Origin of the sequence: Pseudomonas sp. MAG733B, assembly GCF_036884845.1 — a bacterium.
Lineage (GTDB): Bacteria > Pseudomonadota > Gammaproteobacteria > Pseudomonadales > Pseudomonadaceae > Aquipseudomonas.
Genome location: NZ_CP145732.1, coordinates 1,579,170 through 1,597,165, shown reverse-complemented (window position 1 = coordinate 1,597,165; position 17,996 = coordinate 1,579,170). Strand labels below are relative to the sequence as shown.

The window sequence follows — 17,996 nt, the reverse complement described above, 5'->3', positions numbered from 1 at the left end:
CCTGTATTAGCGGTCCTGTTTTATTGGTCCAATCGCAGGATCAGCGCCTCGGCTTGCGCCCAGTGGCCAAATCCTGCGGCCGGATTGAGATGGCCGACATCGCCCAGATCGAGCAATTCGGCGCCCCAGTTTTCAGCCATGCGGGACACGGCGGAAAAACTGGCCAGGTGATCGTTGGTGCTGCCGGCCACGATGCTGCGAAATGGCAGCGGACCTTGTGGCAGCGGATTCCAGCCCTGGCTGCGCAGGGTTTCAGAAGACGGATAATTAGACGGCCAGACCGCATCGAGATCCGGTGGCGCGGCCAGCAAAGCGCCCTTGATCGGGTGGCTGTACTGCGCCGCCCAGTGCGCAACCATCAACACGCCGGCGCTGTGGGCCACCAGAATCACCGGCCCGTCGATCTGCTCCAGTACATGCTGGATCGCCCGCACACGAGCAGCGCAGTCGAGCTTGTCGGTCTCCAGTGGCGGGACACTGCGTACCTTGGCGAGCCTGGCTTCAAGCAACGTTTGCCAATGCTCGGCAACGTGCTCGCGCAGACCCGGTACGATCAGAACGGTGGCAGCAGTTTGCAATTTGTCCACGGTCAACACCTTCGCTTTCTCGATAACTCGACTGGCTGTTTTCGCCAGGGGCTTTTTGTAGGGTCGACATTAAAGAGCGGCCAGCGGGGGCGCTTTACATTGGACGTCAGGCACTTTTCTTTTGATGACAAATTGTCCGACACTTCATCGCCGTGACCGCTGGTCGAAAAACCCCGCAGGTTGGCGCAGGGTCACTGTAATCAACGGATGAGCCCGGATTGCGCCTGTGAGTAGCGCTGATTCGAGAGCGGTCAGCGCGAAAACCATCGACGACAAGACAACTGTTCAACCGTCGATGCGCTGGATATAGTCGCCTCGCTCATGACATTCGCCATCGGCCCAGGGAAGACCCACGCATGCCCAAGCTTGTTCGCGCCGCTGTACTGACCAACTACCTGGAGGTCACCCAGTACCTGGGCTTCAACCCGCGCGATGCATTGGCCGCCGTCGGCTTGAGCAGGACTCAATTGCTAGCCCCCGAACACCGCATCCCCATCGATTCCGCCGTGCGTTTGCTGGAAGATTCGGCCGCTGCCAGCGGTTGCCAGACCTTCGGTTTGAGCATGGCCGAGTCGCGTCAGCTCTCAGATTTTGGCGTGGTCAGCCTGTTGCTCAGTCATCAGCGCACGTTGCGCGATGCGTTGCAGGTGGTGGTGCATTACCGGCATTTGATGAATGACTCGCTGGCGATCTTCATCGAAGAGGCCGGCAAGATGGTGATCATTCGTGAAGAGGTGGTGACCGAAACGCCGATGCCTAGCCGTCAGGCCACCGAGTTGGCCATCGGCGTGATGTTTCGCTTGTGCGCGGCGCTGCTCGGCTCGCATTGGCATCCCTACAGCGTCAATTTCATGCACCAGGCACCGGACAATCTGCAGCTGCATCGTCGCCTGTTCGGTTGCACCCTGGAGTTCGGCAGCGAGTTCAATGGCATCGTCTGTTCCGACGCCAGCCTCGACATGACCAACCCCAACGCCGACCCGGCCATGGCCCGTTACGCACAAAGTTACCTCGACTCACTGCAAAGTAATCAAGGCACCTCGATGCTGTTCGAAGTGCGCAAAGCCATCTACCTGCTGCTGCCCATGGGCCGCGCCACCATCGAACAAGTCGCCCAGAGCCAGGGGATGAACGTGCGCACGCTGCAGCGTCGCCTGAAGGACGACGGTTGTGCGTTCAATGACGTGATCAATGATGTGCGCCGCGATCTGGTGCTGCGTTATCTGGATAACCCGAATTATCCGCTGAGCCGGATTGCCGACATGCTCGGCTACTCGATGGCGAGTTCGTTTACCCGGTGGTTTATCAGCCAGTTTGGAATGCCGCCGGCGACATGGCGGGCGCAGAAACAGAAACCGTCCTGACAGCCCGGCAAAAAAAAACGGCGACCGCTGGCACGGTCGCCGCAAAGAGCGAAATTGAAATGCATTCCCCCTGTGGGAGCGGGCTTGCTCGCGAAGGGCTGTGTCAGTCAACATCACTATCGACTGATACACCGCCTTCGCGAGCAAGCCCGCTCCCACAGGATTTGTGTGATGTCTAGAAACCCCACCGCAACAACAGCAGCACGAGTACGACGAGGAATACGGTCTCCCCCACCATCAGCAGAATCGGCTTGATCCCCACTGCTGCCAGCTCGCGCAAGCGCGTCTTCATGCCCAGCGCACTGATGGAAATCACCAGGCACCAGCGCGACAGTTCGTTGATCGAGCCCTGCACTGCCGGGGCGATCCATCCGGTGCTGTTGATGCACGCCAGAATCAGAAAACCAACGGCAAACCACGGCAGCAACGGGGGACGTTTACCGGTTGGATCGGCGCCTTGCATGCGGGTGATCATCGCTGCGGTGACGATCACCGGCAGCAGCATGGCGACGCGCATCAACTTGACCACCGTGGCGGTGTCGCCGGTCTCGGTGGACATGCTGTAACCGGCGCCAACCACCTGGGCCACGTCGTGAATGGTCGCACCGAGGAAAACCCCCGCCACCTGCGGTGACAACTCAAGCCAGTTGGCGATCATCGGATAGACAATCATCGCCATCGTCGACAGCGCCGAAACGCCGATCACCGTGAACAGCGTCGCGCGTTCTTTCTGCGGATGGTTCGGCAGTGCAGCCGCCAAAGCCAACGCCGCCGAAGCACCACAGATCGCTGTCGCCCCGCCCGTCAACATGCCGAACAAACGCTGGAAGCCCATAGCCTTGGCGGCGATCACGGAAACACTGATGGTCACCACCACCAGAATCACCACCAGCGCAATCGGCTTCCAGCCCAACGCGGCCATTTGCTCCAGGGTGATGCGCATCCCCAGCAGCGCCACGCCGATGCGCAGCACCGTGCGCGCGGTGAATTCGACCCCGGCCTTGCACGGGCCGTCATCGGCAAGAAAATTCAGGGCCATGCCCAGCAGCAAGGCGAACAGCATGACCGGTGCACCGTAGTGCTCGGACAAAAACGACGCGGCGGCCGCCACGATCAGGCTGACGATAAACCCCGGTGCCAGTTCGCGCGTGCGGCTGTGGATACGGGTGAGAGCGATGGCGCTCATGGCGCGGACTCCTCGCAAGTAATGACGATAAACGCCTGGTCGTCGATGATCTCGACCGGGTAGCTGTTGACTTTGACGAGTGTGGAATTGAGCAAAAAACCACTGCGCAAATCGAAGCGCAAACCATGGGCGAGACACTGAATCACCCGCCCCTCAAGCCGCCCGCCACACAGCGAAGCGCCTTGATGCGGGCAGCTGTCATCGATGGCAAACAGCTGCCCGTCGACGTTGAACAACGCCAGGCTTTTGTCTTCGAATTCGAACAGCGCACGACCACCGGCCTGCGGGTGTTTACCGGCAGGTACGGGAATGCGCCGGGTCATGCCGGCTGCCGCTCGCGCTCACTTTCCCTGAGGGCTTCGTTCATGGCCCCGAGCAGCGCCTGGGCCGGTTGTGCGCCGATCACCGTCATGCGGCGATCGAACTGAAAGCTCGGTACGCCGCTGGTCGCGCCGGGGAATCCGTCAAACGCTGTAGCGTCGCCCTTCAGGCAATCGACCACAGTGTCCGGGTCGATGCCGCAAGCGCGGGCAATGGCGAGCAATGTTTCACGGCAACCGAGGTTTTCGCGTCGCTGGAAATACGCGGCGAACAGGCGCTCGAGCAACATTTCACGCTGGGCAACATTGCCGATCTCGCCGACACGCTCGAACAAACGATGGGCGTCTGCGGTGTTGGGCATCGTCTCGATACGGCTGAGGTCGATGCTCAATCCCACGGCCCTGGCAGCCTCCTGCACCTGAGCCTGGCGCATGGTCATGGCGTCGGCATTGCCTAGGCGCTTGCGGTAGAAATCAGCGAACGGCTCACCCTCCAACGGCAACTGCGGCAACAACTGCACACCGTGCCACTGCGTGGTGATCTGCACATCCGGATGGCGACTGCGAAACTGCACCTGCGCATGCTCCAATTGGCGTTTGCCGATCAGGCACCACGGGCAGATAAAATCGAAAAACACATCAATACGTAAACGACGACTCACAACTTCACCTCGATCCCGGCTTCGCTCACAGGCTCAGAAACGCTCTGACCCTGAAGACGGGCAATATCTTTGTGGTAATGACACTTGGCATAAAAGAACACCGCTGCCGCCGCGAGGCTGACCAGTGGCACCAGTTGAAACGCGGCATGCAAACCGATCAGGTCGGACACTCGGCCAGTGATGAACGGCCCCGGCGCCAGCCCCAGCATGTTGTTGGCCAGGGTCAGCGTGGCGAACGCCGTGCCGTGGACCGAGTAATGCGTCAGGTTGGCGACCATCGCACCGCACGGGCCGGTGGTGCCGGTGGCGATCAACATGCCCAGGCAAATCAGCGCCAGTTGCAACGGCCCCGCCTGCAAGGCAAACGCCGCCGACAAGAGCAGACAGCTGCCCAGGCAAAAGCCGATGGCCAGGCTGACCTTGCGCTCCGGCGAGTGACGGCACAGGCGATCGCTGAGCATGCCGCACAGGATCATCCCCGCGCCGCTGCACAACACGATGATCGCCGCCATGCCGCCGGCCTTGTCCGTGGGCATGTCGTAGTAGCGGTTGAGGTAGCTGGGAATCCACACCATCACCGTGCCTCCGACGAACAACTGCAAGCCGCTGGCGACGTAGGTTGCCACCACCGAACGACTGGACCACAAGGTGCGCAGTGGGCGCTTGACCGTTGCCACAGCCTTGGCCGCACGCTGCGGCGCAATCCGCGCTTCCTTGACGATCAGCGGATAAAGCAGCGCCAGCACCAGCCCAAACAACGCCATGCCGGCGAACGACCAGCGCCAGCCCAGCTTGGCCGCAATCGCACCGCCCAGCGCCATGCCCAGCACCGAACCGAACATCCCGCCAGCCATGAAGGCACTGGCCAGGGTCGCGCGCATGTGTTTCGGGAACACCGAAATCACCACCGCGATGCCGACGCTGCCGTAGGCCGCCTCGCCGACGCCGACCATGAAGCGGGCGATGAACATCTGCTGGTAGTCCTGGGCCAACGCGCAACCCAGGGTCGCGAGACTCCAGAGCATCGCCATCAGCGCCAGGCTCTTGACCCGGCCAAAACGGTCGGCCATCAGCGACAGGGGAAACGTCAGCAGCCCGACCATCAAAGCGACGATGCCGCTAAGCAATCCGAGTTGGCCGTCGCTCAGTGCCCACTCGCTTTTCAGCAGCGGGAACACTGCGTTCAGCACCTGGCGCGACATGTAATCGGAAATCAACAGGCCGAACGTCAGGGCGAAGACGATCCAGGCATATTTACGCGCAACAACAACTCCACCGGAGTCATCGTCGTCGGCGATTGGGTGAAAGGCCATGCAGCCTCCTCAAAGCTTTTATTTATTGTTGTTATCAAGCGTGTAGCAGTGCGGCGAACGAGCGGTCACGGCCGCTCGCTCGCCGTGTCGGTCAGCCGCGTTGCGGCACGCCTTTCTGCCCAGCCTTGCGGTTGGGGGCCATGCCGTTGGCCAACAGGGTTTCCTCGATCGTTTCGTACTGCACACCGATGCGGTAGATCTCGCGGGCTTCTTTGCCGGTGGCGATTTCACGACCCAGTTCGTGGGCAATGCGCACGGTTTGCTGGATTTGCGCCACCGAGCCGAAGCGATCGCCCTTGTGGTCAATGATAGTGTCTTCGTTGCCCACACGCGGGTGCATGCCCATGGCCATCGACATGGTGTTGAACGGCATGACGTTCTTCAGCAGCGACTCGGAGGTCAGGGTGCAACCATCCGGCGCGCGGTGGATGAAGTTGAAGAAGTTGAACGGGTTCGGACCGTCGAAACCGCCGCCGATGCCGATCCAGGTCAGGTTCAGCGGGCCTTTGTAAATGCCACGGCGCACCAGGCGCTCGAGGGTTTCCAGGGCGTGCATGCCAGTCAACTGGAAGTGCGGCTGGATGCCGTTGTCCATCAGGCGCTTGAGGTGCTCGGCAACCCAGGCTGGGCCGGCCGGAACGGTCATTTCGCTGTAGGCGGCGTGGATCATCGGGTTGTCCAGCGACGTGCCTTTCAGGTACTCCGGGTACAACAGCTCCATGATGTTCATTTGCGTGGTGTTGATCGCCACCGTCACTTGATCCGGTTTCGGCGTCAGCTCGGCCAGCATGTGGCGGGTGTCGTCCGACAGCCACTTGGCCGCTTCGCCATCGCTTTCCGGGGCGAAGGAAATCGAGCCGCCGACCTGGATGATCATGTCCGGTACGGCTTCACGCACACCGGCGATCAGCTCGTTGAATTTCGACAGGCGCTTGGAGCCTTTGCCGTCCAGTTCACGCACGTGCAAGTGCAATACGGTGGCGCCGGCTTCATAGCAATCGACTGCTTTCTGGACTTGCTCGTCCATGGTCAGCGGGATGTCTTCCGGGAAGTCTTCCGGCATCCACTCCGGGCCGTACGGGGCCACGGTAATGACTACCTTTTCCATGTTTTCCGGGTGCAGGGAATCGTCGAAGAATTGCATGGGTTACTCCAGTTCTTATGCCAGTTCTTATGATTATTCCGCCCACCCGGGGTCGCGCCGGGCAGGCGTGTTTACGAGAGCGAATGCAGAGACGTGGATCAGTAAGTCTTGTCGCCGATGATCCCGGCACGATCCATCTTGCGATGGCACGGCGGGTAATCCATGACGGCGTAGTGCTGGGTACTGCGGTTGTCCCAGATGGCGATGCTGTTGGGCTTCCAGCGCCAGCGCACTTGATACTCAGGGATGTACGCCTGGCTGATCAGGTAGCGCAGCAGCTCACTCGCGCCGGGGTTGGCGTCCTGGCCGAAACGCACCCGCGCAGGTGTGTGGTAGTTACTGAAGTGCGTGGCGAAAGCGTTGACGAACAGCACTTTTTCGCCGGTTTCCGGGTGCGTGCGCACCACCGGGTGCTCGGCATCCGGGAACCGCTCCCGGAGTGCCAGGCGTTTTTCGATTGGCATGGCCGCGCCGAAACTGGCTTCAATGCTGTGGCGGGCGCGCAGGTCGGCAATCTTTACCTTCACGTCTTCGGGCAAACGCGCATAGGCCTCGACCATGTTGGCCCACATGGTGTCGCCACCCACTGGCGGGCACTCCACGCAACGCAGCACACAACCCATCGGCGGGGCTTCGCGCCAGGTGGCGTCGCTGTGCCAAGAGTTTTCGTAGCGGTCCGCCGGCTGGTCCGGACGCTTGTAGATTTGCACCAGCCCCGGATGCTCCGGATCGCTGCCGGCCACCGGGTGATCCTCCAGCTCGCCGAAGCGGCGGGCGAAGGCTACGTGCTCGGCGCGAGTGATGTCCTGATCGCGCAGGAACACCACGCGATGCTTGAGCAACTGGGTGCGGATCTCGGCAAACAGACCGTCGTCATGTACCGCGTCGGCCAGGTTGACACCGATCAGCTCGGCGCCAATGGTGCAGGTTAATTGTTCGACTTTCATGGCTGGCAGCTCCTTAAATGACGAAGATCGACGAGCCGGTGGTCTTGCGCGATTCAAGATCACGGTGAGCCTGCACCGCATCCTGCAAGGCGTAGTGCTGGTTGATCTCGATCTTGATCCGGCCGCTGCCGACGTGGTCGAACAACTCACCGGCGAGCTCGGCTTTTTCCGCCGGGTCGCTGATGTAGTTGGCCAGGGCCGGACGGGTCAGGTACAGCGAACCTTTCATCGCCAGCATCACCGGGTCGAACGCCGGGATCGGCCCCGACGCGGTACCCACGCAAACCATCAGGCCACGGGGTTTCAGCGAATCCAGCGAGCCCATGAAAGTGTTTTTGCCAACGCTGTCGAACACCACATTGACGCCTACGCCGTCGGTCAATTCGCGAACGCGTGCGGCGACGTCTTCATGGCTGTAGTTGATCGTATGCTCGCAACCGTGAGCGCGGGCGATTTCAGCTTTTTGCTCGGTGGACACGGTGCCGATCACGTTCAGGCCCAGCAGCTTGGCCCATTGCGAAACGATCAGGCCGACACCGCCAGCGGCGGCATGCAGCAGGATGGTGTCGCCAGCCTTGAAGTCGTAGATGCGACGCATCAGGTACGAAGACGTCAGGCCGCGCATGGTCATGGCAGCGGCGGTTTCGAAGCTGATGGTTTCCGGTAGTTTGATCAGCGGCGCGGCCGGGATCAGGCGTTCGGTGCTGTAGGCGCCGAGGGTGTTGAGAAAACCGGTGTACGTGACGCGATCCCCCACCTGAACGTTGGTCACGCCTTCGCCGATGGCCTGGACCACGCCGGAGGCTTCGACGCCCATGCCATTGGGCATCGGGATCGGGTAGGTGCCATTGCGGAAGTAGGTGTCGGCATAGTTCAGGCCGACCGCCACATGACGCAGACGGACCTGGCCGGGGCCGGGCTCGCCGACTTCGACGTCCTCATAACGTAGAACTTCGGGACCACCGGTTTCGTAGAAGCGTACGGCTTTGGCCATTTTTTCTTATTCTCCAATCTGCAATATGGGCGTGTTGCATCGAATTGCGCTGATTGGACTGTAGGACGAGGCCTATCGGGACGCTTCTCATCAGACGACAATGGCTTTTCATTTGGTGACAGCCTGAACGGCTTCGTTCTCGCCGGTCCCGACGTCACCTGCGCTATCATCCCCCGCCTCTGCGCCCCAAGAGTCTAGAACCCGGATGTCCGCAACGCTGCCACTGCCCGACGATCACCCTTCCCTGCCACCAGTCCTGGCCGGCCCGCTGCTGCGGCGCCTGGAGCCAACGCGGCTGGTGATGTGGCTGGTGGGATCTCGGGCACTGGAGCTGACGTTGCGCTTGCAGGATCTCGCCGACATTCGCCTTGATGAACGGCAGTGCACGATCATTGCGGTGGGCAGCCACGCGTTCGTGCACTTGATTGATGTGCAACTGGATGTTGCCCTGCCCTCGGATACCCGGATCGATTACGACCTGCTGATCGATGGCATAGGTATCGCCGAGTGGGCGCCGCATCTGCTGTATGGCGAGGCGGGTTGCCCGAACTTCGTGCTGCGCGCTCGCATCGATCAACTGCTGCACGGCTCTTGCCGCAAGCCTCATCACCCGGCGACCGACGGTTTGCTGTGTGTGGATAACTTGTTGGCGCAAGAACACCAGGCCAAGGATCGCCCGGCACTGTTGATGATGAGCGGCGATCAGGTGTATGCCGATGACGTAGCCGGGCCGACTCTGCGGGCGATTCATGCCTTGATCGAGCGGTTGGGGTTGTTCGAAGAACACCTCGAAGGCGCAGTGGTCACCGACAGTGCCGCGCTGTACGGCCACGCCGCCTGCTACTACCACCGCGCCGATTTGCTGCCGGCATTGAAAAGCAATGAAACCCTGCGTGATCGCTTCTTCGGCGGGGCGCGCAAACCGATTTTCACCAGCAGCAGTGCCGACAATCATCTGGTGACATTTGGCGAAGTCATGGCGATGTACCTGCTGGTCTGGTCGCCAACGCCTTGGACGCTGATCGCGCCAAAACCGCCGAAGCTGATCAAGGAACGACGTGAGCGTTATGCGCTGGAACAGACGCGCATCGACGGTTTCAAGGCCGGTCTCGGCAACGTCGCGCGAGCGCTGGCGCACGTGCCGACGCTGATGATTTTCGACGATCACGACATTACCGATGACTGGAATCTGTCCGCGCAATGGGAGGAAACGGCCTACGGCCATCCGTTCTCCAAACGCATCATCGGCAATGCGCTGATCGCCTACATGCTGTGCCAGGGCTGGGGCAACAACCCGGACGCCTTCGGCTATGTACTGGAAAAGGCCCGCGCCTTCAGCGCCACCGGGCACGACCGATATCTCGACAGCGACGTGCAGGACGGTTTGATCGATGAGCTGTTGCGGCTCCAGCACTGGCATTACGTGCTGCCCACCACGCCGGCCATGGTGGTGCTCGACACCCGCACGCGACGCTGGCGCAGCGAGATGAACCTCAAGCAGCCTTCCGGCCTGCTCGACTGGGAAGCCCTCAGCGAACTGCAACATGAGCTGCTGGATCATCCGTCGGCGATCATCGTTTCGCCCGCGCCGGTGTTCGGTGTGAAGCTGATCGAAACCGTGCAAAAAGTGTTCAGCTGGTTCGGTTATCCATTGTTGGTCGATGCCGAAAACTGGATGGCCCATCGCGGCGCGGCGCAGGTGATCCTGAACATTTTCCGCCACTCGCGCACACCGGGTAATTACGTGGTGCTGTCCGGCGATGTGCATTATTCCTTTGTCTACGAAGTGCTGATCCGCCACCGCAAGGCCGGGCCGCGCATCTGGCAGATCACCAGCAGCGGTATCAAGAACGAATTCCCGCCAGCGCTGCTGGAATGGTTCGACCGCCTCAACCGCTGGCTCTATTCGCCACGCTCGCCGCTGAACTGGCTGACCAAACGTCGGCGCATGCGTATCGTGCCGCATGTTCCGGAGCATGCTGAAGCGGGTGAACGGTTGTGGAATTCGGCGGGGATTGGCCAAGTGTTTTTCAATGAGCAAGGGCAGCCGCAGGATATCTTTCAGCACAACTCGAATGGCTCGCCGAAGACGCGGATGGTTGCCCCCGAAAATGATGACTGAAGGACTGGACCGAAAACCTGTGGGAGCGGACTTGCTCGCGAATGCAGTCTGCCAGTCACTGTTGTGATACCTGCCCCACCGCATTCGCGAGCAAGCCCGCTCCCACAATTGATCGGTGGCGTTCATGAACCTCACCCGAACCTTGATCATCGGCAACTCCGGCTCCGGCAAGAGCTGGCTGGCGCAAAGGCTGGCCGAACAACTGCAAGTACCCTGGATCGATCTCGACCGGATTCACTGGCTATCCGACGAACACAGCATCCCCCGCCCCCGCGCCGAAGCCTTGGGCATGGCGCGTATCGCGGCCGATGAACCCCGCTGGGTGATCGAGGGGGTGTATGGCTGGATCGTCAGCGAAGTTATCCACAGGGCGACAGCGCTGGTCTGGCTAAGCGTTGAAGATGAGGTGTGCGTCGCTAATATTCGCCAGCGGGAAACCAAGGACGACGAGCGATTGGTTGCGTTGCTGGAGTGGGCGGGCAGCTATCGAATGCGTGATGGGTCGAGTGGGTTTGCGGCGCATCGGCGACTGTTTGAAGGGTTTGCCGGATTCAGTATTCAACTGATGGACCGGGCTGAAATCGCAGACTTCGTCAGCACGATTCAAAACTCGGATTGATCATTCTTTGCACTCCCTTTTCCAAACCGGAACGGGACTACAACGCTTACAGAAACATCTCATAGAAGGGCAATAGATACTGAGCGCCTATCTAAATTAGGAGCGGGTGATGCGAATTATCCAATGGTTACTGAACCGTAGCAGCAGGAACAAGAACACTCTGGACAATCCCAAAGTGTTCGATGAAACGACGTATCTGTTGAGCTCCAAAGCCAATGCTGAACGATTACTCAGGTCGCTCGAACACTTACGAAATCGCCCGACTCAATCCCCTGACAATCATCCCCACCTCCCGCTCATCAATCGTCAGCGGCGGCAACAGCCGAATGATCTGCCCCCGCGTGACATTGATCAGTAACCCATGATCCCGGGCGGCGATCAGGCTCAGGTCGCGGATCGGTTGTTTGAGTTCGATGCCGATCATCAGGCCCTGTCCGCGAATCGCCAGCACATTGGGATTGTCGGCCAATTCCATGCGCAATCTGTCCAGCAGCCGCTCGCCCTGGAGCCGGGCGTTTTCCAGTAGACCTTGTTCTTCGACAATATCCAGCACGGTGCACCCGACCCGGCAGGCCAGTGGATTGCCGCCGAATGTGCTGCCGTGGCTACCCGGCGTAAACAGTTCGGCGGCTTTGCCTCGGGCCAGGCAGGCGCCGATGGGCACGCCGTTGCCCAGGCCTTTGGCCAGGGTCATGACGTCCGGGACGACGCCTTCGTGCTGGAACGCGAACCACTGGCCGGTGCGGCCGATGCCGGTCTGGATTTCGTCGAGCATCAGCAGCCATGCGTTCCGGTTGCACAGATCGCGCAGCGCTTTGAGATAACCGGGTGGGGCCAGTTGCACGCCGCTTTCGCCCTGGATCGGTTCCATCAGGATCGCGACGATGCGCGAGCCGTGGGATTGCTGGATTTTGTCCAAAGCCTTGAGATCACCAAACGGCACCTTGATGAAGTCGCCCGGCAATTTATTGAAGCCCAGGCGCACGGCCGGGCCGTCGCTGGCGGACAAAGTGCCGAGGGTGCGACCGTGGAAGGCGTTTTCCATGACCACTACCAACGGCTGCTCGATGCCTTTGTGCCAACCGTACAACCGGGCGATTTGCAGTGCCGTTTCGTTGGCCTCAGCCCCGGAGTTGTTGAAGAATGCCCGGTCCATACCCGCCAGCCGAGTGAGTTTCTGCGCCAGTTGCTGTTGCCAGTCGATGCTGTAGAGGTTCGAGGTGTGCAGCAGCAACCCGGCCTGCTCAGTAATGGCCGCGACGATTTTCGGATGGGAGTGGCCGACATTGGTCACCGCCACACCGGCCACCGCGTCCAGGTATTCGCGACCGGCCTGATCCCACAGGCGCGTGCCCAGGCCCTTGTTGAAACTCAAGGCCAGCGGTTGGTAAGTGCTCATCAGGCAGGCGGCGGTCATGACATCAAGCTCCATCAATTGTCGGTGTTTTTGCAGTATGGTTAGCCACCTGAGTTGGATAAACGCTGCAACACTTCAATCATTTTAAAGTTGGACTTGATAATGGACTTGTTCCAGGCAATGAGCGTTTACGTGAAAGTCGTGGAGGCCGGCAGCATGACGGCCGCCGCTTCGCAGTGCGAAATGTCCACGACCATGGTCGGCAATCACCTCAAGGCGCTGGAGCAACGGTTGGGTGTACGCCTGCTCAATCGCACGACGCGGCGCCAGCGTCTGACGGAATTCGGCAGCGCATATTACCAGCGTTGCCTGGAAGTGCTGGGACTGGTGGCGGACTCCGAACGTCTGGCCGAACAGGCACTCGACGAACCGAGCGGCAACTTGCGCATCACCGCGCCCTTGACCTTCGGCACCGAGCGCCTGGCGCCGGCACTGAGCGAGTTCAGCCTGCAAAACCCGCGAGTGAAACTTGATGTGGTGCTGACCAACCGCCGCCCGGACCTGTTGGAAAACGGTCTGGATGTGGCGTTTCGTCTTGGCGCACTGGAACCCTCCAACCTGATCGCCCGTCCGCTGATCGACTACACCCTGACCATGTGCGCATCCCCTGAATATCTGGCCCGTCGAGGTACACCACAAACTCCCGAAGACCTGCGACACCACGATTGCCTGTCCTTCGCCTATCCGGCCGGGGATGACTGGCAATCGGTGCAAAAGGAGTGGCGTCTGGCCGGACCTGACGGCGAAGTCAGCGTGGGGGTCAGCGGGCCGATGCTGATCAACAGCTCGGCCGGGCTGCATCAAGCGGCGCTGACCGGCATGGGCATCGTGATGATGCCCGATGCGCTGGTCGAACAGGATCTGCGGGACGGAAAACTGTTGGCATTGATGCCCGATTTTTGCCCGCCCAGCCGACCGATGCACCTGGTTTACGCTCAGGATCGCTACCGCCTGCCGAAATTGCGTCGTTTCGTCGACTTCGCCGTGCAGAAGTGGGGCAAGCACTAGCAGGCGGAATGCGCCATGCACTAATCTGCGGGCTGATGATTCAGTGACAGGGAGAGCACAGATGGGTGAGGCATCGAATATCGAGCCGTTGAAGTTCAACGCGGCTGACATGAATGACGACATGCTGCACACCATCCTGGAACTGGTCAGCGACGGCATCTGGGACTGGAACGCCAACACCGGTTTCGTCTACCGCACGGCGCGCTGGTACGAAATGCTCGGCTATACGCCGCACTCCCTGGACAACAATGTGCTGACCTGGGAGAACGTCATCCACCCCGACGACTACCCGCAGGTCATGGCCCTGTTCGACGACTACCTGAGCCAGCGCGCCCCCGGCTATCAGGCCGAGTACCGCTGTCGCATGCAGGACGGCAATTACCTGTGGATCGAAGATCGCGGCCACATCCTGGCGCGCAATGCCGACGGTTCAGTGGCACGGATGATCGGCGCACACCGCAGCATTGAAGACAAACGACGCCTGTTCGAAGAACTCGAACGGCGCAATCATTCCCTGGAAGCGTTGATCGAAGAGCGCACTCAGGAGTTATCCCGAGTCAATCAGCAGTTGCAGCTGCAACTCGAAGAAAACCGCAACTGGCGCAAACCGATACCCTGACCGCCATCGCCAATCGCTATCGCCTGGAACAGGTGCTGCCTCAGGCCTGCGAACGCGCCCAGCGGTTTCGCGAGCCACTGTCGCTGATCGCCATGGACATCGACGACTTCAAAACCATCAACGATCACTACGGCCATGCATTGGGCGATGCCGCGCTGGTGCAGGTGGTCGAGAACGTCAAACGCTTCGTGCGTGAAGGCGACCTGCTGGCCCGTTGGGGCGGCGATGAATTCATCATGACGCTGCCCAACACTTCGTTGGCCGAAGCCCGGACTCTCGCCGAAAAAATCCGTCATGGCCTTTCTGAATTGCTGCCCGTGGGCGACTTCCACGTGACCATGAGTTTCGGCGTGGTCCAGCGTTTTGATGAAGAGCAACAGACCGGCCTGATGGCGCGAGCCGATCAGGCACTGTATCGCTCGAAAATCGCCGGCAAGAATGTGATCTCGGGATAAATCCTTAGATACCGTCTTTCACCAATACCGGTTTGTCCTGATAGCGATCCGGGTACAGCTGCTTGAGCTGTGCCACTTTCGGCAGATCGTTGATCACGATGTACGGATAAGTCGGATGTTCGGTCAGAAAATCCTGATGTTCCTCTTCAGCCGGGTAGAACCCGTTGTAGCTTTCCAGTTTGGTCACGATCGGTTTGCTGAACGATTTGGCGGCGTCGAGCTGGGCAATGTATGCCTCCGCGACTTTTTGCTGTTCCGCGTTTTTGGTGAAAATCGCCGAGCGATATTGCGTGCCGGTGTCCGGCCCCTGACGGTTGAGTTCGGTCGGGTTGTGCGCCACGGAAAAGTAGATTTGCAGCAAGGTGCCGTAGCTGACCTGAGTCGGGTCGAACGTCACTTCGACCGATTCCGCATGGCCGGTATTGCCGTTGCTGACACGCTCGTACTGCGCCGTATTGGCCGCGCCACCGGCATAACCGGAGACAGCATCTTTCACGCCTTTGACGTGTTGAAACACCCCTTGGACGCCCCAGAAACAACCGCCGGCAAAGACTGCGGTTTCGCTGTGGGCCTGAGTGATTTCGTCGAGCGTGGGCGGCGGAATCACGACCGCCTCTTCTGAACTTCCGAAGGAGAACGCCGAGCATTGGCTGATGACACCGGCAGCAGCCAGCCCCAACAACGTACGACGCCAGGTGAACAGGGTTTTCATGATTTGGACTCCTGAATAATTGAAAGGCAATCAGCCGAAGGTAAAGGCGTAGGCCGATGCGCCCGGATCAAGAAACTCGATGCTGAAAGTTCGGTCAGTCACGCCGCCGTTCTGCCGCACCAATTGATACAAACGCTGGTCAGTCACGGTGCCGCTGCCATCGGGGGCCACGTCCATGCCGTGGTCAGCGCCCGGGGTCTTGCCGTCGATCAGCACCTTGAAGCGCACCGGTTTGCCATCGGCGCCGGGGCCGAGCACCAGATGCAAATCCCGGGCGTGAAAGCGATAAACGATGCGACTGTCCGCAGCGCTGGCGGTGGCGCGTTCCGAGCCGACATGCCATTGGCCGCCCAGGCTCCAATCGTTAAGCGCCAATTGTGCAGGCGGGTTGTAGGCGGCGACCTTGTCGGGCACCAATGCGGTTTCCGGCACGAAATGCTCGGCACGCTGGTAGCCGACATAGGTTTCCGGCGATTGCACTTCGTTGCTGTCCGGCGCCATTTGCACACCGTCGGCCTTGGCATTGATCAGTCCGTCGGAGACCTTGGCGGCACCCGCCTCACGCAACAGTTGCTGGATGACCCGCTCTGATTCGTCGTACGCGCCTTCGCCAAAATGGTGATAACGGATGCGACCCTGGGCGTCGGCAAAATAGTGCGCCGGCCAGTATTCGTTGTTGAAGGCGCGCCAGATCTTGAATTCGTTGTCGATGGCCACCGGGTAGTTGATGCCCAGATCCTTCATGGCTTTGGTGACGTTCTTGATGTCGCGTTCGAAGGCGAACTCCGGTGCGTGCACGCCGATCACCACAAGGCCTTGATCGCGATATTTTTCCGCCCAGGCTTTGACATAGGGCAGCGAGCGCAGGCAGTTGATGCAGGAGTAGGTCCAGAAATCCACCAGCACCACCTTACCCTTCAACGCCTGGGCATCGAGCGGTGGCGAATTGAGCCACTGCACGGCGCCGTCCAACGGCGGCAGGTTACCTTCGACCGGCAGGGTGCCCGTGGATTTTTCAGCCACTTGCATTGCGCCTTCGGTGGCAGGATCTTGCGCCATCATCGCCCCGCTGTTACGCGGAGATTTACCGGCCAACTGTTCCACCAACACTTGCTCAATGCCCCCGGTGGAAGCCGTCGAAACCCGCGCCAGAATCCCGGTGTCCAGCCCCAGCGCAATCGCCGCTACACCGGCCAGCATCGCCGCACCCAGGCCTCGACGCACCCACTCACCAGCGCCGATCGAACGCTTCATCGCGGTGAAGACTTTACCGCCCAACAGCAACGCCAACGCCAGGGACGTCGCCGCACCGGCAGCGTACGCCAGCAGCAACAAGGTGGTTTGAATGCTTGCGCCTTGCAGCGCCGCACCGGTCAGCAACAGGCCCAGAATCGGTCCGGCACACGGCGCCCACAGCAGCCCTGTCGCTACGCCGATCAGGAACGAAGCACCGGGACGCGGCCGCGCATCGGCACCCGCCGCTTCCGAAAGGCGACTGCCCGCCGCAACCAACGGCCGGGTCAGGCGCTCGGCCAGTTGCGGCAGCATCAGTGTCAGGCCGAACAGCGCGACGAACACCAGCGCCAGCCAGCGCCCATACTGATTGAGTTGCACCACCCAACCGCCACCCACCGCCGCCAGCGTGGCGACCAGCGCAAACGTCAGCGCCATCCCCGCCAACAGCGGCAAACCACTCTTCATGAACGGCTGCCCGGTGCGGGCGAAGACAAACGGCAGTACCGGCAGAATGCACGGGCTGACAATCGTCAGCACACCACCGAGATAGGCGAGGATCAGGAGCCACATGGCGTTTACCTGTTCAAAAGTGAGTGAAATGGATCAGGCGGTCTTGGGCTCGAACTTCATCGACAACCCGTTCATGCAGTAGCGCAGGCCGGTGGGTTTCGGGCCGTCATCAAAGACATGGCCCAAATGCCCGCCGCAGCGCCGGCAGTGCACTTCTTCGCGGACCATGCCGAAGGTGCGGTCCTGACGGGTGGCCACAGCCTTGTCCAGCGGTGCCCAGAAACTCGGCCAACCGGTGCGGCTGTCGAACTTGGTCGCCGAGGAGAACAGCGGCAGGTCGCAACCGGCGCAGGCGAACGTGCCGTCGCGGTGTTCGTTGTTCAGCGGGCTGCTGTAGGCGCGCTCGGTGCCTTCTTCGCGGAGGATTTCGTACTGCTCGTCGCTGAGGATTGCATGCCATTCGCTGTCGCTGTGGGTCACTTCGAACACCTCCGCTGCGTCGGCCTCGCTGATCAATGCCGAGCCTGTGGAAAACTTCGGCAACAGGCCGATTGCCAGGGCTGCAACCCCCAGCCCGCCGCTTGCTACAAGAAATTGCCGTCGTGAAAACATGCGCGCCTCCAAAAATCCAGGGTGTTTCATGGAACACAGCCTAGGCTTGGGGTGATCGCCAAATCCTCACGGGAAGTTAAACAATTCGTGATAACTCGAGCCCCGAAAAACCCGCACAATGCATAACGCCGATTTCGAACGGATGCGATTACTGTGGGAGCGAGCTTGC

16 protein-coding genes and 1 pseudogene are annotated in these 17,996 nt (G+C 60.5%); 5 read left to right on the top strand and 12 right to left on the bottom strand.

The features are described from left to right. Positions 1-20: 20 nt before the first annotated feature. Positions 21-587, bottom strand: a complete 567-nt coding sequence (locus V6Z53_RS07225) for an alpha/beta hydrolase (protein WP_338584864.1) — start codon at positions 585-587, stop codon at positions 21-23. Between the two features lie 356 nt (positions 588-943). Here V6Z53_RS07225 and V6Z53_RS07220 point away from each other — a divergent pair, with 356 nt between their 5' ends. Then, complete coding sequence (locus V6Z53_RS07220; protein ID WP_338584863.1) at positions 944-1,951, top strand: AraC family transcriptional regulator; 1,008 nt, start codon at positions 944-946, stop codon at positions 1,949-1,951. 175 nt (positions 1,952-2,126) lie between these two features. Here V6Z53_RS07220 and V6Z53_RS07215 read toward each other — a convergent pair whose 3' ends face one another. From V6Z53_RS07215 to V6Z53_RS07185, 7 genes are all read right to left on the bottom strand, one after another. After that, a complete protein-coding gene (locus tag V6Z53_RS07215; protein WP_338584862.1) occupies positions 2,127-3,137 on the bottom strand; it encodes a putative sulfate exporter family transporter in 1,011 nt (336 codons plus the stop codon). Continuing rightward, entirely contained in the window at positions 3,134-3,460 is a 327-nt protein-coding gene (locus tag V6Z53_RS07210; RefSeq protein ID WP_338584861.1) for a Rieske 2Fe-2S domain-containing protein, read from the bottom strand. Before V6Z53_RS07210 ends, V6Z53_RS07215 begins: the two co-directional genes overlap by 4 nt. Next, entirely contained in the window at positions 3,457-4,119 is a 663-nt protein-coding gene (locus V6Z53_RS07205) for a DsbA family oxidoreductase (protein WP_338584860.1), read from the bottom strand. Before V6Z53_RS07205 ends, V6Z53_RS07210 begins: the two co-directional genes overlap by 4 nt. Then, a complete protein-coding gene (locus V6Z53_RS07200) occupies positions 4,116-5,432 on the bottom strand; it encodes an MFS transporter (RefSeq protein WP_338584859.1) in 1,317 nt (438 codons plus the stop codon). Before V6Z53_RS07200 ends, V6Z53_RS07205 begins: the two co-directional genes overlap by 4 nt. Before the next feature lie 91 nt (positions 5,433-5,523). Beyond that, the gene (locus V6Z53_RS07195; RefSeq protein WP_338584858.1) at positions 5,524-6,576 is read right to left on the bottom strand and encodes a 3-keto-5-aminohexanoate cleavage protein; all 1,053 of its coding nucleotides are present in this window, start codon (positions 6,574-6,576) and stop codon (positions 5,524-5,526) included. Positions 6,577-6,674: 98 nt separating this feature from the next. Next, complete coding sequence (locus V6Z53_RS07190) at positions 6,675-7,523, bottom strand: TauD/TfdA family dioxygenase (RefSeq protein ID WP_338584857.1); 849 nt, start codon at positions 7,521-7,523, stop codon at positions 6,675-6,677. Positions 7,524-7,536: 13 nt separating this feature from the next. Continuing rightward, a complete protein-coding gene (locus V6Z53_RS07185) occupies positions 7,537-8,517 on the bottom strand; it encodes a quinone oxidoreductase (RefSeq protein WP_338584856.1) in 981 nt (326 codons plus the stop codon). A 205-nt stretch (positions 8,518-8,722) separates the two neighbouring features. On the opposite strand from V6Z53_RS07185, the gene V6Z53_RS07180 reads away from it, so the two are divergent. After that, positions 8,723-10,639: an alkaline phosphatase D family protein gene (locus V6Z53_RS07180; protein WP_338584855.1), complete on the top strand. Its 1,917-nt coding sequence runs from the start codon at positions 8,723-8,725 to the stop codon at positions 10,637-10,639. Positions 10,640-10,763: 124 nt separating this feature from the next. Beyond that, on the top strand, positions 10,764-11,258 hold the full coding sequence (locus V6Z53_RS07175) for an adenylate kinase (protein WP_338584854.1): 495 nt from the start codon (positions 10,764-10,766) through the stop codon (positions 11,256-11,258). 247 nt (positions 11,259-11,505) lie between these two features. Here V6Z53_RS07175 and V6Z53_RS07170 read toward each other — a convergent pair whose 3' ends face one another. Next, positions 11,506-12,675, bottom strand: coding sequence for an aspartate aminotransferase family protein (locus V6Z53_RS07170; RefSeq protein WP_338584853.1), 1,170 nt, complete (start codon positions 12,673-12,675; stop codon positions 11,506-11,508). Positions 12,676-12,777: 102 nt separating this feature from the next. Between V6Z53_RS07170 and V6Z53_RS07165 the strand changes: the two genes are divergently transcribed. Next, positions 12,778-13,683, top strand: a complete 906-nt coding sequence (locus V6Z53_RS07165; RefSeq protein WP_338584852.1) for a LysR family transcriptional regulator — start codon at positions 12,778-12,780, stop codon at positions 13,681-13,683. Between the two features lie 61 nt (positions 13,684-13,744). Continuing rightward, positions 13,745-14,757 (top strand): annotated as a pseudogene (locus V6Z53_RS07160) (diguanylate cyclase). Between the two features lie 4 nt (positions 14,758-14,761). Here the strand turns inward: V6Z53_RS07160 and msrA are convergent. From msrA to msrB, 3 genes are read right to left on the bottom strand one after another with little or no spacing between them, the layout of a single operon-like run. Next, complete coding sequence (gene msrA, locus V6Z53_RS07155; RefSeq protein WP_338584851.1) at positions 14,762-15,469, bottom strand: peptide-methionine (S)-S-oxide reductase MsrA; 708 nt, start codon at positions 15,467-15,469, stop codon at positions 14,762-14,764. A gap of 30 nt (positions 15,470-15,499) precedes the next feature. Continuing rightward, on the bottom strand, positions 15,500-17,275 hold the full coding sequence (locus V6Z53_RS07150; RefSeq protein ID WP_338584850.1) for a cytochrome c biogenesis protein DipZ: 1,776 nt from the start codon (positions 17,273-17,275) through the stop codon (positions 15,500-15,502). A 33-nt stretch (positions 17,276-17,308) separates the two neighbouring features. Further along, positions 17,309-17,827, bottom strand: a complete 519-nt coding sequence (gene msrB, locus V6Z53_RS07145) for a peptide-methionine (R)-S-oxide reductase MsrB (RefSeq protein WP_338584849.1) — start codon at positions 17,825-17,827, stop codon at positions 17,309-17,311. Positions 17,828-17,996 lie beyond the last annotated feature (169 nt).

What these genes read in the sequence shown, in the direction of transcription:
- V6Z53_RS07165 (WP_338584852.1), top strand. Translation starts at nt 12,778, where the DNA reads ATGGACTTGTTCCAGGCAATGAGCGTTTACGTGAAAGTCGTGGAGGCC.
- V6Z53_RS07210 (WP_338584861.1), bottom strand. Translation starts at nt 3,460, where the DNA reads ATGACCCGGCGCATTCCCGTACCTGCCGGTAAACACCCGCAGGCCGGT.
- V6Z53_RS07150 (WP_338584850.1), bottom strand. Translation starts at nt 17,275, where the DNA reads ATGTGGCTCCTGATCCTCGCCTATCTCGGTGGTGTGCTGACGATTGTC.
- V6Z53_RS07170 (WP_338584853.1), bottom strand. Translation starts at nt 12,675, where the DNA reads ATGACCGCCGCCTGCCTGATGAGCACTTACCAACCGCTGGCCTTGAGT.
- V6Z53_RS07180 (WP_338584855.1), top strand. Translation starts at nt 8,723, where the DNA reads ATGTCCGCAACGCTGCCACTGCCCGACGATCACCCTTCCCTGCCACCA.
- V6Z53_RS07190 (WP_338584857.1), bottom strand. Translation starts at nt 7,523, where the DNA reads ATGAAAGTCGAACAATTAACCTGCACCATTGGCGCCGAGCTGATCGGT.
- V6Z53_RS07200 (WP_338584859.1), bottom strand. Translation starts at nt 5,432, where the DNA reads ATGGCCTTTCACCCAATCGCCGACGACGATGACTCCGGTGGAGTTGTT.
- V6Z53_RS07215 (WP_338584862.1), bottom strand. Translation starts at nt 3,137, where the DNA reads ATGAGCGCCATCGCTCTCACCCGTATCCACAGCCGCACGCGCGAACTG.
- V6Z53_RS07195 (WP_338584858.1), bottom strand. Translation starts at nt 6,576, where the DNA reads ATGCAATTCTTCGACGATTCCCTGCACCCGGAAAACATGGAAAAGGTA.
- msrB (WP_338584849.1), bottom strand. Translation starts at nt 17,827, where the DNA reads ATGTTTTCACGACGGCAATTTCTTGTAGCAAGCGGCGGGCTGGGGGTT.
- V6Z53_RS07185 (WP_338584856.1), bottom strand. Translation starts at nt 8,517, where the DNA reads ATGGCCAAAGCCGTACGCTTCTACGAAACCGGTGGTCCCGAAGTTCTA.
- msrA (WP_338584851.1), bottom strand. Translation starts at nt 15,469, where the DNA reads ATGAAAACCCTGTTCACCTGGCGTCGTACGTTGTTGGGGCTGGCTGCT.
- V6Z53_RS07175 (WP_338584854.1), top strand. Translation starts at nt 10,764, where the DNA reads ATGAACCTCACCCGAACCTTGATCATCGGCAACTCCGGCTCCGGCAAG.
- V6Z53_RS07220 (WP_338584863.1), top strand. Translation starts at nt 944, where the DNA reads ATGCCCAAGCTTGTTCGCGCCGCTGTACTGACCAACTACCTGGAGGTC.